At 36.9% G+C, this 16,956-nt stretch carries 16 protein-coding genes; 10 read left to right on the top strand and 6 right to left on the bottom strand.

Features of this window, described 5'->3' with window-relative positions:
• The first annotated feature begins 33 nt into the window (after positions 1 to 33).
• Both F1325_RS17615 and fic read left to right on the top strand, forming a co-directional pair.
• Entirely contained in the window at positions 34 to 528 is a 495-nt protein-coding gene (locus F1325_RS17615) for a RidA family protein (RefSeq protein ID WP_006534642.1), read from the top strand.
• A gap of 206 nt (positions 529 to 734) precedes the next feature.
• The gene (gene fic, locus F1325_RS17610; RefSeq protein WP_160230775.1) at positions 735 to 1,811 is read left to right on the top strand and encodes a protein adenylyltransferase Fic; all 1,077 of its coding nucleotides are present in this window, start codon (positions 735 to 737) and stop codon (positions 1,809 to 1,811) included.
• Positions 1,812 to 1,874: 63 nt separating this feature from the next.
• Here the strand turns inward: fic and F1325_RS17605 are convergent, their stop codons facing one another.
• Positions 1,875 to 2,855 carry a LacI family DNA-binding transcriptional regulator gene (locus F1325_RS17605; protein WP_109374229.1) on the bottom strand — a complete coding sequence of 327 codons (981 nt, stop codon included), beginning with the start codon at positions 2,853 to 2,855 and terminating at the stop codon, positions 1,875 to 1,877.
• Between the two features lie 216 nt (positions 2,856 to 3,071).
• On the opposite strand from F1325_RS17605, the gene F1325_RS17600 reads away from it, so the two are divergent.
• A complete protein-coding gene (locus F1325_RS17600; protein WP_109374230.1) occupies positions 3,072 to 4,730 on the top strand; it encodes an alpha-glucosidase in 1,659 nt (552 codons plus the stop codon).
• 64 nt (positions 4,731 to 4,794) lie between these two features.
• Here F1325_RS17600 and mobB read toward each other — a convergent pair whose 3' ends face one another.
• Positions 4,795 to 5,313, bottom strand: coding sequence for a molybdopterin-guanine dinucleotide biosynthesis protein MobB (mobB, locus tag F1325_RS17595; protein WP_109374231.1), 519 nt, complete (start codon positions 5,311 to 5,313; stop codon positions 4,795 to 4,797).
• 11 nt (positions 5,314 to 5,324) lie between these two features.
• Positions 5,325 to 5,909, bottom strand: a complete 585-nt coding sequence (gene mobA, locus F1325_RS17590; RefSeq protein ID WP_109374232.1) for a molybdenum cofactor guanylyltransferase MobA — start codon at positions 5,907 to 5,909, stop codon at positions 5,325 to 5,327.
• 220 nt (positions 5,910 to 6,129) lie between these two features.
• Between mobA and F1325_RS17585 the strand changes: the two genes are divergently transcribed.
• The 4 genes from F1325_RS17585 to polA all read left to right on the top strand — a co-directional run bounded on the left by F1325_RS17585 (position 6,130) and on the right by polA (position 11,489).
• Positions 6,130 to 6,399, top strand: coding sequence for a YihD family protein (locus F1325_RS17585; RefSeq protein WP_023583277.1), 270 nt, complete (start codon positions 6,130 to 6,132; stop codon positions 6,397 to 6,399).
• Between the two features lie 14 nt (positions 6,400 to 6,413).
• Positions 6,414 to 7,409, top strand: a complete 996-nt coding sequence (locus tag F1325_RS17580; protein ID WP_109374233.1) for a serine/threonine protein kinase — start codon at positions 6,414 to 6,416, stop codon at positions 7,407 to 7,409.
• Positions 7,410 to 7,429: 20 nt separating this feature from the next.
• The gene (gene dsbA / locus F1325_RS17575; RefSeq protein ID WP_109374234.1) at positions 7,430 to 8,053 is read left to right on the top strand and encodes a thiol:disulfide interchange protein DsbA; all 624 of its coding nucleotides are present in this window, start codon (positions 7,430 to 7,432) and stop codon (positions 8,051 to 8,053) included.
• A 637-nt stretch (positions 8,054 to 8,690) separates the two neighbouring features.
• Positions 8,691 to 11,489: a DNA polymerase I gene (gene polA, locus F1325_RS17570; protein ID WP_160230774.1), complete on the top strand. Its 2,799-nt coding sequence runs from the start codon at positions 8,691 to 8,693 to the stop codon at positions 11,487 to 11,489.
• A gap of 53 nt (positions 11,490 to 11,542) precedes the next feature.
• Here polA and F1325_RS17565 read toward each other — a convergent pair whose 3' ends face one another.
• The 3 genes from F1325_RS17565 to yihA all read right to left on the bottom strand — a co-directional run bounded on the left by F1325_RS17565 (position 11,543) and on the right by yihA (position 13,807).
• Complete coding sequence (locus tag F1325_RS17565; protein WP_109374235.1) at positions 11,543 to 12,001, bottom strand: hypothetical protein; 459 nt, start codon at positions 11,999 to 12,001, stop codon at positions 11,543 to 11,545.
• 169 nt (positions 12,002 to 12,170) lie between these two features.
• Entirely contained in the window at positions 12,171 to 12,689 is a 519-nt protein-coding gene (gene def / locus F1325_RS17560) for a peptide deformylase (protein WP_109374236.1), read from the bottom strand.
• A gap of 485 nt (positions 12,690 to 13,174) precedes the next feature.
• A complete protein-coding gene (gene yihA, locus F1325_RS17555) occupies positions 13,175 to 13,807 on the bottom strand; it encodes a ribosome biogenesis GTP-binding protein YihA/YsxC (RefSeq protein WP_160230773.1) in 633 nt (210 codons plus the stop codon).
• A gap of 270 nt (positions 13,808 to 14,077) precedes the next feature.
• Here yihA and ppiA point away from each other — a divergent pair, with 270 nt between their 5' ends.
• From ppiA to argD, 3 genes are all read left to right on the top strand, one after another.
• Positions 14,078 to 14,647 (top strand): peptidylprolyl isomerase A, encoded by a 570-nt coding sequence (gene ppiA / locus F1325_RS17550; RefSeq protein WP_069369599.1) that lies wholly within the window; start codon positions 14,078 to 14,080, stop codon positions 14,645 to 14,647.
• Between the two features lie 373 nt (positions 14,648 to 15,020).
• The gene (locus F1325_RS17545; protein WP_100159719.1) at positions 15,021 to 15,596 is read left to right on the top strand and encodes an aminodeoxychorismate synthase component II; all 576 of its coding nucleotides are present in this window, start codon (positions 15,021 to 15,023) and stop codon (positions 15,594 to 15,596) included.
• A gap of 117 nt (positions 15,597 to 15,713) precedes the next feature.
• The gene (gene argD / locus F1325_RS17540) at positions 15,714 to 16,928 is read left to right on the top strand and encodes a bifunctional acetylornithine/succinyldiaminopimelate transaminase (protein ID WP_160230772.1); all 1,215 of its coding nucleotides are present in this window, start codon (positions 15,714 to 15,716) and stop codon (positions 16,926 to 16,928) included.
• Positions 16,929 to 16,956 lie beyond the last annotated feature (28 nt).

Genomic DNA, 16,956 nt, shown 5'->3' with positions numbered 1-16,956 from the left:
TTTACTGTAAATTAAACATGTTAAGGAGTTTTCATGCGTTATAAAAGTTTACTTGTTGCCTTGCCTTTTATTTTTGGTGTAGCAAGCGCGAATGCGGAAGGTGTTGTACACCATAAATTAAACGGTATGCCTATTTCTGAGTCTGTTGAAGTAAGTGCAGGTAACAACCTTGTTTTCTTAAGCGGTAAAGTACCGGCTAAGAAATCAGCAGATGCACCAGAAGGCGTATTAGCGTCTTATGGTAATACTGAAGAACAAACTATCAGTGTATTAGAACAAATCAAAACTCACTTAAATGAACTTGGCCTAGATATGAAAGACGTTGTGAAAATGCAAGTCTTCCTAGTTGGTGGCGAAGAAACTAAAGGTGAGATGGACTTTAAAGGCTTTATGGACGGTTATTCTAAGTACTTTGATGCTTCTAAAACTGACCAACTACCAGCTCGTTCAACTTTCCAAATCGCAAAACTGGCTAATCCAGCATGGCGTGTAGAAATTGAAGTTATTGCAGTTCGTCCTGCAAAATAAGAACGATAGCTTTTACTCAATTTTGAAGTAAAACATAATCAAAGAAAACGCTAGAGAAGGGTAACTTTCTTTGGCGTTTTTTTATGGTATCGACATATTATGGCGATATGTCGATAAAATGCGTTTTTATAAACATAATAGCGAGACATGTTTATGGTATCGACATATTATAGCTATATGTCGATATAAATGAGTTTTATAAACATATGAGCTGGCCTCCTAAAATACTCTATAACGATCTGCCATTATTACCACCAGCTCTGGAACTCATTGAAACACGTGAAATATTGAAAGCGTGCATCAATGCGCGCTCAGCAATTGCTGAATTAAAAACAGCAGGAGAATTAATTCCTGATCAGGAATTATTGATAAATATCCTTCCAATATTGGAAGCAAAAGACTCTTCACGTATTGAAAACATTGTAACAACCAGTGATCAGCTTTTTCAGTATATTGATCACCAAGTCGGTGCTGATCCTGCAACTAAAGAAGCACTTCGTTATCGTACTGCCCTTTATGATGGTTATACTCATCTTGAAACTTATCCACTTTGTACCAACACGGCGATAGCAATCTGCACCAAATTACGCGCAATACAAACTGATATAAGAAAAACTCCTGGTACCGTATTACGTGATCAGAATAATCATGTGGTGTATACGCCACCAGAGGGTGAAGAATCTATTCGTAATTTACTGTCAAATTGGGAGCGTTTTATACACAATGAAGATGATTTAGACCCATTAGTAAAAATGGCTATTGCACATTATCAGTTTGAATGCATTCATCCATTCCCTGACGGGAACGGTAGAACAGGGCGAATACTTAATATTTTGTATTTAATTCAAAGCGGATTACTTACATTACCCATTCTTTATTTATCTCGTTTTATTTTGGAGAAGCGTGATGATTACTACATGCTTTTACGTAAAGTGACAGAAGAAGGTGATTGGGGATCTTGGATATTATTTATGTTAGAGGCTATTGAAAACACATCTCAATGGACAACAAGTAAAATATTATCTATACGTCAACTAATGGAAGAAACAACAGATTATGTACGTGAAAACCTTCCTAAAATATACACTCATGAGCTAATCCATGTCCTTTTTACGCAGCCATATTGTCGAATTGATAATCTTGTTCAACAGGGTATAGCTAAACGGCAAACTGCATCAATATATCTCAAGCAATTGGTTGAGATTGGAGTATTGGAAGAAATGAGTATTGGTCGTGAAAAACTGTATCTCAATACCAAATTATTACAAGAGTTGAATCAATAACGTTTTTTATTGCCTCGATAACTTAGAGGCAATAAAGGAATAATTGACTTCATAATATATGTTTTAACTACTTTCACCTTGAATAAACTTCACTGGAATAACAGAGATGTTATCTGTGATTGTTTTATTCTCAATTAATGCACTAATCACTTCTACGCTTTTTTCAGCCAGTTTTTCAAAGGGTTGCTCAATACAGGTTAATTGGCTCAGTGTTTGGTTTAACCAAGGACTACCATCGTAAGCAACTATTTTTAATTGTTCTGGAATGGCAATATTTCGTCTTGTTGCTTCATTAAATAATGCCATGGCGGGAATATCAGCAGCAAAAATAGCATCGATCTCTGAATGCAAAGAAAGTATTTTTGTTGCAAAAGAGTGAAAATAGTCTTTCTCTTCTTCTTTCCAATTTACTTTACAAGGAATAGGTTTAATACCTGCCTGAATGAGCGTTTCTTTAAAAGCTAAACAGCTTTGATATGAAGGGGTTGATGATAAATAACTTGAATTATCTTCAATATAGAGGATTTTTTGGCAACCTTTTTGAATAAGGTGTTCTGCTGCTAATCGACCACCAGTATGGTGATCGGAACACACTAATGGAATATCACGAAGATGACGGTCTAGCGTTACCACCGGTCTTTGAATATGCTGATATTCACTATCATCCAATAACAGATATTCTGCAATAATACCGTCGATCTGACCGCGTTTAAGCATATCAAAAAATATACGTTCACGTACTTTGCTATTTTGTGTTGCACATAACATCATGCTATAGCCATTTTCAGCGAGTTTATTTTCAATAAAACGTGTCACTGTCGCAAAATAAGGGTATTCAAGGCTATTAATAATGACACCAACAACAGCACTCTTTTGTTGATATAAATTTCTTAGCCAAGTATCTGGAATATAATCTAATTCCTCAACCGCTTTTTTTATTTTTTCTCGTGCAGCTTGAGACACATAGCCACTGTTATTTAATGCTCTGGAAACAGTGCTTGCTGCGACATTGGCTTTTTTTGCGACATCACGGATCCCGGCCATTGAATATGCTGTTGCTCCTTTCAATTAGTTGATGACCTAATATATCTTAATATGATTATGACAAACCCATCTTTATTGAGGTAATTGTGTTTTTTTAGTATGAGCTATTTCACATTTTAGTATGTTAATTACCTTACCCTCTCTTTTAGTGCCTATAGTATCTTATATTAATTATGGAACAGTTCCATATTTGCTAATTACCTTAGTGAGGTGAATATGTCTAATACTTGGTGGAAAGATGCCGTGGTCTATCAAATTTATCCCAAGAGTTATTATGATAGTAACGGGGATGGTGTCGGCGATTTAGCTGGGATCACGGAGAAATTAGATTATATTCAGTCACTTGGTACAAACGTTATTTGGTTATGTCCGATTTTTAAATCACCAATGAAAGACAATGGTTATGATATTGCTGATTATTCTGTTGTCGATCCTATCTTTGGCGATAATAACGCATTAGATAAACTTATTAGCGAAGCTAAAAAACGTGATATTAAAATTCTATTAGATTTAGTATTAAATCACTCTTCTGATGAGCATCCTTGGTTTAAAGCGGCAATTGAAGATCCTAATAGCCCATATAGCGATTATTATATTTTTAAACAATGGGATAAGCCGACTCCTCCTAATAATTTACGCACTTATTTTGATTGCTCCGTTTGGAGTCGTGTTGGAGAAACTAATCGTTGGTATTTCAATTCCTTTGGCCCTGAACAACCGGATTTAAACTGGGAAAACCCACAATTACGTAAAGATATTATCAACATGATAAATGTCTGGATCAAAAAAGGTGTTGCAGGATTTCGTATTGATGCGATTGGTAATTTAAAAAAATCACCTGAAGCTTTATCTGAATATCAATTTGAACCTGATAAAGATGATGGTTCAGCGTCTTTAGTGCCTTGGGTATTAAATCAACCTGGTATTGATAAGTTTTTAACTGAATTAGTCGAGAATACTTTTAAGCCTGCAAATAGTATGACGGTTGCAGAAATTGATGTACCTGAAAAAGATTTACGCGCTTATGTTGGCGAGAATGGTTATTTTTCCATGGTATTTGATTTTAGTATCGCTGATTTAGATATTCGTAATGAGAAACCATTTACCATTAATCCAATCACAGGTGAAAGATTAAAACCTGTATTTATTAAAAGTCAGCTAGATACTCAACGCGTAGGTTGGGGAGCACCTTATTTAGAAAATCATGATCAGCCTCGTTCATTAAATAAATTTCTTCCTAAAGGAGCGATTAATGTAACTAGTGCCAAAATGTTAGCGACATTTTTATTAACTCAACGAGGAACACCTTTTATTTATCAAGGGCAAGAAATTGGCATGACTAATTGCCCAATGACATTAGAAGAACATGATGATTTGCATGTTTTTAAATTACATGAGTGGGGCAAAAAATTAGGTTATAGCGACGAGCAAATAATTGAATACTTTAATGACCGCAGCCGTGATAATTCAAGAACACCTTTTCAATGGGATCGTGAAATAAATGGTGGTTTTAGCACAGGAAAGCCATGGCTAAAAGTTAACCCTAATTATGTGGATATTAATGCAGAGCAAGAGACACAAGATAAACATTCTCTTTTCGCTTATTATCAACAATTAATTGCATTAAGACGACATTCAAAGATCAGTGATATTTTGGTCTATGGTGAATTCTCGCCGTTGGTTTCACCAGAAAATGTGATTGCTTTTAAGCGTACTGATGATGGTAACTCAGTCAATATTTACTGTAATTTTAGTGGTGAAGAAAAAGCACTTACCATTAAAGCTAAAGATATTTATTTGCATAACAGCCCAATAGTGGAAGATGCACAAGGTGGCCTTATTCTTCAACCTTATCAAGCAATTATTTTTGCTTAATTTCCTCTATTTAATTGAAACTAAAGCGCCTTGCTTTTATAAGGCGCTTTATGATTTGCGACCTTTATTTCGTCTGTTTCAGCCAATCTGCAATAAATTCTGCAATAGCCTCGGGTGCGTTGATATCTAGTAGTGGAAAATCCACACTTAAATCACAATCACTGGCGACGGCAATAACGTGCTCATCAAGTAAGTCATTAAAATCACGTTCGTTGATATGGCGATAGAGCGCAATTTTAGGAATAGCTTCACCTTTAAAGCCTTCGACTAAGATTAAATCTAGCTTACTCGTATCAAAACGAGATGCGAGGTAATACAAATCTAATTCTGGTAGTTCTGGAGTCTCTGTCATTAATGCCCAACGTTGTTGGCTTGCGACTAATGTCTGATCTGCTCCTGCTTTTCTGAGTTCGTAACTGTCTTTTCCGGGCTTATCCACATCCATATCATGATGAGTGTGCTTGATCATGCCTACACGAATTTCTCTTTTGCGTAATTCTGGAATAAGCTGTTTTAGTAGTGTCGTTTTACCCGTTCCACTCCACGCCGTGATCCCTAAAAGGGGTAAATCTACTTGTGCCATATTTTTCATTCCTATTTTTTTAATTTGTTGGCTTTTTCAATATCGTCAGGGGTATTTAAATTAATAAAAGCACTTGCTTGATCCGCGAATAAAACAGAGTGCGCATTTATCTGTTTCATAAACAACATTAATTTTCGATCACCTTGTGCTAAATAAGTTTCTAGCATAGGAATAATACGACGATTTAGCAGTGCTAAGGTTGGATGTTCTCTTTCACCATCATCAACATAAACGGCTAATGCTTCGCCTCTTTGCTCATAGAGTTTTTCAACTAAATTAAGAGGAAAATAAGGGACATCGCAAGGTACAAAGGCAACCCAAGGTGTTGAAGCTTGCTTTAATAACGTGAGCATGCCAGCTAAAGGCCCTGAAAATCCTTCTATTTCATCTGTAATAACAGGATATTGGCTTTGGCGATATTGTTCTAAATTTCGGTTAGCACTAATCAGTATGCTATCAACTTGCGGTGCTAGTTTTTGGGCAATATGGCGGTATAAAGGCTGTCCATGTAGAATTTGAAGCCCTTTATCAGCCCCTCCCATTCGTGTTGCTTGGCCACCCGCAAGTATACCGCCTGTAATATTCTTCATTTTCATATTCAATATTTGTGAATAAATTGGCTAAATTTTCCGAACGATTTTTATCAAGGAAAGACGATATACTAATAAAAAATATCGACTTAATGAGATTTCATGTAAAGCGACAGCAATTTTTATCAAAAAAGCGTAATCTTTACGCATATTGACAGAGGTTTCCTTTTTCTATCGGATAATAATTGGTACTTTGTTGTTGTAATTAATAATAAGGATTTTTTGTATGAAATGTCACCGTCTTAATGAAGTTATGGAATTATTGCACCCAGTTTGGGAAGAAAATTCTGATTTAAACTTAATTCAATTATTGCAGAAACTGGCTGATGAAGCGGGTTTTAAAGGTCAATTATCTGATCTGACTGATGATATTTTGATTTACCATCTGAAAATGCGCGGTTCAGCGCCAACAGATGTGATACCAGGACTGAAAAAAGATTACGAAGAAGATTTTAAAACCGCCATTTTACGTGCTCGTGGCGTGATTAAAGATTAAATTCAGGATAGAAAATGGAAATGTCTGCCTCATTTAATTTTCAGGGACTTTCACCTGATAACATTTGGGACGCGTTAGTTAAAATCGGTTTTTATCCTGAGTCAGGGTTAACGGAATTAAATAGCTATGAAAATCGTGTTTTTCAATTTATGGATGAGCATCGACAACGTTATGTGGTGAAATTTTATCGTCCTCAACGCTGGTCGTATGAACAAATAAAAGAAGAACATGAATTTGTTTTAGCATTAAAGGAGGCCGAGGTATCCGTTGCTGCCCCTTTAATGATTAATAGTGAGACAGTTCATTTTTCTGATAATGGCTTTTATTTTGCAATATTCCCTAGCATAGGGGGAAGAGCATATGAAACTGATAATTTATTTCAGCTAGAAGAAGTAGGACGCACATTAGGGCGCATTCATCAAATAGGCAGAAAAAAGAGTTATGAGTACCGACCGACAGTTTCTATTGCAGAATATCTGATAGCGCCAAAATTAGAATTTGAAAGTAGTGCGTTAATTCCTAATAACCTCAAACCTCAATTTATAGAGGTTATAGATAAACTTATTCATGATGTGCGTCCTAGAATAGAGGACTCTGCATGGCAAATATTACGGCTACATGGTGATTGCCATCCCGGTAATATATTGTGGCGTGATGAAGTTGTAATGGTTGATTTTGATGATTCCCGAATGGGATCTGCGGTACAAGACTTTTGGATGTTATTAAATGGCTCACGGCAAGAACAGGTTATACAGTTAGATACGATCCTTGAGTCTTATTATGAATACCAAGATTTTGATTTACGTGAATTGTCATTAATTGAACCACTAAGAGCAATGAGAATGGTGCATTATCTCGCGTGGGTATTAAAACGCTGGAATGATCCTGCTTTCCCTCGTGCTTTTATTTGGTTTCAAGAGCAAGATTTTTGGTTTAAACAATTAGCCTTATTCAAGGGACAAGTGGAGCAGTTAAATGAGCCTCCTTTACAACTTAGCCCAATGTATTAATTCTTAGGAGACGATGAGAAATGAAAAAGATTTGGCTGGCGTTAGCAAGTATGGTGTTAGCATTCAGTGTTTCTGCTGCTGATTTTTCTGAAGGAAAACAGTATACGAATCTTTCTAAACCTGTTGCATCAGCGCCTGATGTTGTTGAGTTTTTCTCTTTTTATTGCCCACATTGTTATCAATTTTCTGAAGTGTATAAAGTCAATAGTACTGTTGAAAAGAATGTCCCAGAAAATACTAATATTGTCCGCTACCACGTTGATTTCTTAGGACCTTTAGGTAAAGACTTAACACGTTCTTGGGCTGTAGCAATGGCCTTAGGTGTTGAAGATCAAGTTTCTCCAGTTTTATTTAAAGGTATTCAAGAAACTCAATCTATTCGCTCTGTTGACGATATCCGTAATGCCTTTATTAAGGCTGGCGTTAAAGGCGAAGATTATGATGCAGCAATGAATAGTTTTGTGGTGAATTCTTTAGTTAGCCAACAACAAAATGCTGTCGCTGATTTCCAAATCAATGGTGTTCCTGCCATGATCATTGGTGGTAAATATAAAATGAAAAATGATGGTATCAGCGCAAAATCACCAGAAGAGTATGCAAAAACATATTCTGATATTGTGAATCAATTATTGCTGAAAAAATAATATAGGCTTAATTTTTTCCTATATAGACTAAGTAAAAGTATATAGATTCTTATATGAAAATAGCACTCAAGAAATAGGAGCGCTATTTTTTTTACTTTCATATTTTTGTCATAATATAACTATCCACATTAATAAAAAATATTGAGATTAATTTATAATATCTTAATGATTTCGCTAAGTGATTGATTTTTTAATTGTGTTAATAAATTTAAAAGGAAGCTAACTTATTAATATAGAGAGAGTTACAAAACTACTCACAGAGTTATCCACAGGTTTTCTGATGTTGTCTAAAAAATAAATCCTTAATAAAAAAAAGATGGTACTAATATGAACGTTAATATTTATGATGAATAAATAGCTCTATCTTAAATACTTTCTAAATTACACAGTAAGTTTACTTTTTAGTCTTTGTTTTTAATTGAAATCAGATTAATGGATATGGCTTCTGATAAAAAAGTACTTTAATTAATATTAAGTTATCATTCATACTTATTCTTTCTGTTAAGTTCGGTTAATAATAAATAATTGAGTATTTAAGCCGAATTTCTGCATTTAAGAACAGGTAAAATTCGTCTATTGGGCTGTGATGTGGCATTCTAGTCATATCAACGAACCTCAGAACAATGATGAACAGATTATGGTCCAGATAGCAGAAAACCCCTTTATCCTTGTAGATGGCTCTTCATACCTTTATCGTGCCTATCATGCCTTTCCACCGCTAACTAATAGCCAAGGTGAGCCAACGGGTGCGATGTATGGTGTGTTGAACATGCTGCGTAGCTTGATAATACAGTATAAGCCAAGCCATGTTGCGGTTGTGTTTGACGCTAAAGGTAAAACATTCCGTGATGAGTTGTATGAGGAATACAAATCTAATCGTCCTCCAATGCCAGATGATCTGCGTGAACAAATAGCGCCTTTACATGAGATGGTGCAAGCAATGGGTTTACCCTTGTTATCTATTTCAGGTGTGGAAGCGGATGATGTTATTGGAACATTGGCACTAAAAGCAGCGGCTGATGGGCGTGATGTCCTAATAAGCACCGGCGATAAAGATATGGCGCAATTAGTGACGCCAAAGATCACGCTGATTAACACCATGACCAACGTTATTTTGGGTCCTGATGAAGTTAAAGAAAAATATGGCGTTCCTCCTGAACTGATTATTGATTTCCTCGCATTGATGGGCGATTCATCGGATAACATCCCTGGTGTCCCTGGTGTTGGTGAAAAAACCGCACTAGGTCTTTTACAAGGGCTTGGTAGTTTAGATGATATCTATCAACAGCTTGATAATATTGCAACATTGAGTTTCCGTGGTGCTAAAACACTTGGCGCTAAAATGGCAGAGCATGAGAAAGTGGCAAAACTTTCTTATAAGTTGGCAACGATTAAAACCGATGTTGAACTCGATAAAACGTTTGATGATTTAGTGGTTAATGAGCCAAATTTAGATCAATTATTAGAGATGTTCACGCGTTATGAATTTAAACGCTGGATAAGTGATCTTCAAAATGGTGGCTGGTTAGCACAACGCAGTACACACAAAGTTGCAGTGCCTTACACCTCAGAAGCCGTTAACCCCAAAGAAGCACCTGTATCAGCTAATTTTCCTGTTATTACACAAGAGAATTATGAAGCTGTCTTAACGCATGAAAGTCTGGCGCGATGGGTTGAGCTTCTCAAAAAAGCACCTGCATTTGCATTCGATACAGAAACGGATAGCTTAAATAATATTGATGCTCGTTTGGTGGGATTATCATTTGCTATTGAGCCGGGTAAAGCTGCTTATATTCCACTACGTCATGAGTATTTAGATGCGCCAGACCAACTTCCTGTTAATGAAGTGCTAGCGGCATTAAAACCCATTTTAGAAGATAAAAATATTTTAAAAATTGGGCAAAACTTGAAGTTTGATCGTGGCATTATGGAAAATGAAGGTATCGAATTAAACGGTATTCATTTTGATACGATGTTGGAGTCTTACGTATTAAATAGCGTGAGTAATCGACATGATATGGATACTTTGGCTGAAAAACATTTAAACCATAAAACCACGACATTTGAAGAGATCGCGGGTAAAGGTAAAGGTCAACTCACCTTTAACCAAATTGAGGTTGAGCAAGCGACGTTATATGCGGCTGAAGATGCCGATATCACTTTATTACTCCATCAAGCGCTATATCCTCAAATAGACGCTATTGAGCCTCTTAAGCATGTTTACCGCGATATCGAAATGCCATTAGTTCCTGTGCTTTCTAGAATGGAACGCAAGGGAGTATTAATTGATGCTCAAGTGTTAGCTGTTCAATCTCAAGAAATTACACAACGTTTGGCTGAAATTGAAAAAGAGACGTTTGCGTTAGCTGGACAAGAGTTTAATCTCTCTTCACCTAAGCAGTTACAAGAAATTTTATTTGATAAATTGCAATTGCCAGTTATCAAGAAAACCCCGAAAGGGGCGCCATCTACCAATGAAGAAGTATTAGAAGAATTAGCACATAGCCATGAATTACCTCGCTTAATCTTAGAGCATCGTGGTCTTGCGAAACTGAAATCTACCTATACTGATAAATTACCATTAATGGTAAATAGTAAGACGAAGCGTGTACATACTTCATATCATCAAGCAGTGACGGCAACGGGGCGTTTATCTTCTCGTGATCCGAATCTTCAAAATATTCCAGTGAGAAATGAAGAAGGGCGTCGAATTCGCCAAGCATTTATTGCGCGTGAAGGTTTTAAAATTGTTGCTGCCGACTATTCACAAATTGAATTACGGATCATGGCACATTTATCGCAAGATAAAGGTTTGTTAGATGCCTTTGCTCAAGGTAAAGATATTCACCGTGCAACTGCATCTGAAGTGTTTGGTATACCTTTAGAAGACGTCACCTCTGAGCAACGTCGTAGTGCGAAAGCGATCAACTTTGGTCTTATTTATGGCATGAGCGCATTTGGCTTATCGCAACAGATTGGTGTTGAGAGAAGAGAAGCTCAGCGTTATATGGATCTCTATTTTGAACGTTATCCAGGTGTCTTGGACTATATGGAGCGCACACGTAAACAAGCTTCTGAACAAGGCTATGTTGAAACGTTAGATGGTCGTCGCCTCTATTTACCAGAAATTAATTCAAAGAATGCAATTCGTCGTAAAGCTTCAGAGCGTGAGGCGATTAATGCGCCAATGCAGGGTACAGCTGCGGATATTATCAAAAAAGCTATGATTGCTGTGGATAATTGGATTTGCAATGAATGTCCTGCTGATGTGCATATGATTATGCAAGTACACGATGAGTTAGTGTTTGAAGTGCGAGAGTCTTACCTAGAGAACGCAAATATCATGATCCATAAATTGATGGAAAGCAGTATGGAATTAGCTATTCCGTTGAAAGTGGAAGTGGGTATTGGTAATAACTGGGATGAAGCACACTAGTTTTTAAATACTATGTTTAATTAGAAAAGGGCGCAGGATTGTGCCCTTTTTGTTTATGCTTTAGTGTTTGGCGCAAGCTCTGACTCTTCAAATTCAAGAAAGTCTTCATGCAAACCTTGGATTAATCTATCCGTTGTTGTGCCTTTGCCATCGAGTTCCATCAAAGACCAACCTACCTTGTCATTCACGTCATAAAGATAGTTTTGATCAAGCATATCAATCACCTTGCCAATAATTGATTTACCATAGAAATGCAGCAATACCTTAAGTTCTTGATTATCAAGTTGGGAAGTAAGCTTTTGATATACTTCGGTTGCTTCATCAGAGTAAATATCCATTTCACTGATATTTTCCTCAATATCACGATAGATATCGGTGAGTCCTTTTAGTACAAGGAATCGTGCGAACTGCGGAATGTTTTCTTGTAATTCACTATTTGCCCATGATTTTGGGTTTGTTGCACCGGCTGCTTTGAGTTGTTCATATAAATCCTTAAATCGACTATTTTCCATTTTTACCTCAATTGATGTGCTAATGAGTTTTAAATCCATTGTATAAGGAATAGAGAGAAAAATAGTGGGAGTCTATCTATATTAGGGCAGAAAAAAGAAAAGCTCGGTTAATTACCGAGCTTTTTTATGTCAAAACTTATCAACATGTGAAAAAGAGATAAGTGAATAATTAAGCAACTTGCGAGTCTATCAGCTTGCTTAATTTTTTCTGTTTTTTCTCAATCCGTTGGCGTTTTAACGGAGATAAATGGTCAATAAAGAGTTTGCCATCAAGATGGTCTAACTCATGCTGAATGCAGCCTGCAAACAAATCAGAGGCTTCAAGTTCAATTTCATTACCATTTCTATCCAATGCCTTAACCTTTAAGAAGCGGTAACGCTCTGTTGGGGCAAAAGAATCTGGAATAGATAGACACCCATCCATCATATCCATCACTTCATCTTCAGTGCTGATAATTTCAGGATTGATAAGTGCAATCGGTTGATCTCGGTTTTCAGAAACATCAATTACAACAATGCGTTTAGATACATTAACCTGAGGTGCTGCTAAGCCAATACCTCGTTCTGCGTACATGGTTTCAATCATGTCATCGATTAATGTGCGTATTTCGTCATCTACTTTTTCCACTGGTACTGCGACTCTGCGCAGACGCTCATCTGGAAAACGCAGGAGCGTTAATACAGCCATGGATACCTCATTTTATCGCTAATTACATATTTACTACGGTCTCGCAATAAGCGTATCACAAAATCATTAAGGATAAACCGCACCTTTTGTGTGATTTGTTCTATTTTTAATCATATTCACGTAAGTGATTAAAGTCTCATAATTATGTAATTAAACTACATTTATTTATGGTTTGAATACATAAACACATAGCTGAATCGTGTCTGCATGTGAAAAAAAATTACAAAAGGGCTTTTATTAACCAATAAAATAGAGTACATTATCTCTCGTAGGGTACAGAGGTAAGATGTTCTATCTTTCAGACCTTTTACTTCACGTAATCGGATTTAGCTGAATATTAGCTGCCCCAGTCGACTTTATTTCGACTGGGGCATTTTTTTATCTAAAATTCACTGAAGTGGTTTGTGCGAGAAGTGAAAGGGAAAAGTGATTTCCCTTTTATCAATAGAAGATCAGAACGCTATCGTTGAGAAAAAAGAAGATAATTAAGCGTTGTCATCATTTTTAGGCTGTTCTTCTGAGCCTGAAAACCATTCATTAAGTGTGTTACGTAGCTTATCAATGCCAATTTTTTTCAATGATGAAAAGTATTCTACGCGGATATCGCCTACTTTATTTGCCAGCTCTTCACGTACGCTCATTAACTGCTTTTTACGCGCGCCTGATGCGAGTTTATCCGCTTTAGTCAGTAAAACGAGAGTAGGAAGCTCTGAGCCCACAGCCCAGTCAATCATTTGCATATCGAGATCTTTTAATGGATGACGAATATCCATTAAAATAACCACACCTTTTAAGCACTCTCTTTTTTGTAGGTATTCACCTAAAGAGCGTTGCCATTTACGCTTCATTTCTTCAGGAACTTGGGCATAGCCGTAGCCTGGCAAATCGACTAAGCGTAAGCCTTCTTCAATTTGAAAAAGGTTGATTAATTGCGTACGGCCTGGGGTTTTACTGGTTCTGGCTAATCCATTTTGTTGGGTTAACGCATTTAAAGCACTGGATTTACCGGCATTAGAGCGACCCGCAAAGGCAATTTCAATTCCTGTATCTGGTGGTAAATGACGGATATCAGGCGCACTGATGATGAAATGTGCTTTTTGGTAATTAAATTGGGTCATTATGGTATAAACCTCTCTGAAATAATGCGGCTTTTCATGCATACTCATTTCAATTTTGCATGAAAATGAATATCTAAAATATTTATTTGCTCTATTTTGGCGCAATTTAATGACTTATAACAGTGCTTAAAAATTAAAATTTACCCTGTTATAACGTAATTAGACTTATTGAGCGTAAATAAAGGTAAATGATTGGCACTATTTACCTCAGCGAATTAGAATCGCTGCATATAAAGTAAGTTGTAGACTATTAAAGTAAAGGATCCCTGCATGTTAAAACGTTTTCTTGTCACCTTCGTTACCGCTTGCACTTTAACAACAGCGACTTTTGCAATGGCAACGGGAGAAACCTTCGTTAAATTAGTCACCTCTGAAGGCAATATTGAAATATCACTGGATAATAAAAAAGCCCCAATTACAACGAAAAATTTTATTCAGTATGTCGAAGATGGGTACTATAACGGCACCACTTTTCATCGTGTTATTCCTGGCTTTATGGTTCAAGGCGGTGGTTTTACTGCTGATTTACAGCAAAAACAAACCAGAGCGCCAATTAAAAATGAAGCCGACAATGGATTACGCAATGTAAAAGGTTCTATTGCCATGGCTCGCACATCAGATAAAGACAGCGCAACCAGCCAATTCTTTATTAATGTGGCTGACAATGCATTTTTAGATCACGGTCAACGTGATTTTGGCTATGCCGTATTTGGTAAAGTTGTGAAAGGAATGGATGTAGTTGATAAAATTTCACAAGCTCCAACTCGTAATATTGGACCTTACCAAAATGTGCCAGTAAAAACGGTCACTATTTTATCTGCGGAAGTCGTAAAACAATAAACGCATTATTAGGATAGGATATTTACTTATTCTAATAAGATAAAATGCATATAAACCGGAATGAATATTTTCATTCCGGGATTTTTAGTACAAAAAAATCTTTTTGATCCTTCCTTTTTTCGTGTGATCTCCTGCAATAAGTATTCACTACGCTATTAATCACTCTATTCATCATCAATTACCGTCATTCTTGTTATTGCGCAATAAATCAGCAGGTTTTCTTGCTTACTATTCATATTTTACACCTGTGCTATGATAATCGGCTTTGTTGTACCCAAGTCGGTTAAACAACGAGCTATTTTGGCAAATCTACACTCGCTTTAAAATAGTAATAAAATAGATAATGATAAGAAAATCAGTCGGATAGGCTAATATGCTGTTACTTATTGATAATTACGACTCGTTTACCTACAACCTCTATCAGTATTTCTGTGAATTGGGTGCTGAGGTTGTTGTTAAGCGTAACGATGAGATCGGACTTAAAGAGATAGAAAAGATGATGCCAGCACATCTTGTTATCTCGCCAGGACCTTGTACTCCTGATGAAGCAGGGATCTCTCTTGAGGCTATACAGCGGTTTGCCGGTGAAATTCCTATTCTTGGCGTTTGTCTTGGACATCAAGCGATAGGACAAGCTTTTGGTGCATCAGTTATCAGAGCACGAGAAGTGATGCATGGTAAAAATTCATTAATACATCATAATCAACAAGGTGTTTTTAAGGGACTTAATCGGCCTTTAAATGTGACGCGTTACCACTCTTTAGTGATTGATGCGACGACATTACCCGTACCTTTTGAAGTGACGGCATGGAGCCAACATGATGGAAATGTTGATGAAATTATGGGAATTCGCCATCGTACTCTGCCAATTGAAGGGGTTCAATTTCACCCAGAAAGTATTTTAAGTGAACAAGGGCATGAGCTATTAAATAATTTCCTTAAATATTAAATGGATAGCATTTAAATAGCGAAATAACGCCTTTTTATACAAAACCACATTTGATTTTTTATTCATATTTAGTGATTATATTTTCATATTGAATATGAATAACGATCAGGTGGGGTAATGACAAAGCAAAGCATCAACCGGGCAACTTACGATCAAGTAATGTTGCCAATTTATTCACCCGCAGAATTTATTCCTGTCAAAGGGATGGGTAGCCGTGTTTGGGATCAGCAGGGAAAATCGTATATTGATTTTGCTGGTGGTATTGCTGTTTTAGCACTGGGGCATGCTCATCCTGCTCTTAATCAAGCCTTGAAAGAACAAAGCGAACAACTTTGGCATGTTAGTAATATTTTTACTAATGAACCAGCATTGCGTTTAGCACAAAAATTAATAAATAACACATTTGCAGAACGTGTCTTTTTTGCCAATTCAGGCGCAGAAGCGAATGAGGCAGCATTTAAGTTGGCTCGCCATTATGCCATCACTCGCCATAGTCCTTATAAAACTAAAATTATTGCTTTTCACCATGCATTCCACGGCAGAACACTGTTTACAGTATCTGTTGGTGGGCAACCTAAATATGCAGATGGTTTTGGCCCTAAGCCTGCAGATATCGTGCATATTCCTTTCAATGATTTAGAGGCGGTTAAAGCTGTTATTGACGACCATACTTGTGCTGTCGTATTGGAACCTGTGCAAGGTGAAGGTGGTGTCACGGTAGCAACACCTGAGTTTATGAGGGGGCTACGTGAATTGTGTGATAAGCATCAAGCTCTGCTTGTTCTTGATGAAGTACAAACAGGTATGGGACGTACAGGCAAGCTTTTTGCCTATATGAACTATGATGTGACACCAGACATTATTACAACTGCAAAAGCGCTAGGAGGTGGTTTTCCACTCAGTGCGATGTTAACAACACATGAAATAGCTTCTGTAATGGGCGTAGGGACTCATGGTACAACTTATGGTGGCAATCCATTAGCTTGTGCAGTGGGTAATGTCGCATTTGATTTAATTAATACACCTGAGGTACTTGAGGGTGTAGAAAAGCGCTATCAATGGATTGTGGATGAACTGGTGGCAATTAATCAAACGTACGATGTCTTTTCGCAAATCCGTGGACAAGGTTTATTGATCGGTGCGCAATTGGCACCACAATATAAAGGTAAAGCCAAAGAGTTACTCGGTCTTGCTGCCAAACATGGCTTAATGATGTTAAACGCAGGAGCCGATGTAATGCGTTTTACACCATCGTTAATTATTACCCAAGAAGAATTACAAGAAGGAATGGTGGCATTAAAAGTGGCTATTGCGGAATTTGTAAAAGGGTAGTGCGGACTAAAAACCCCATCTATAAGGA

Source organism: Proteus columbae (assembly GCF_009914335.1).
In the GTDB taxonomy this organism is placed as follows: domain Bacteria; phylum Pseudomonadota; class Gammaproteobacteria; order Enterobacterales; family Enterobacteriaceae; genus Proteus.
This window is presented reverse-complemented; position numbering and strand designations above follow the sequence as displayed.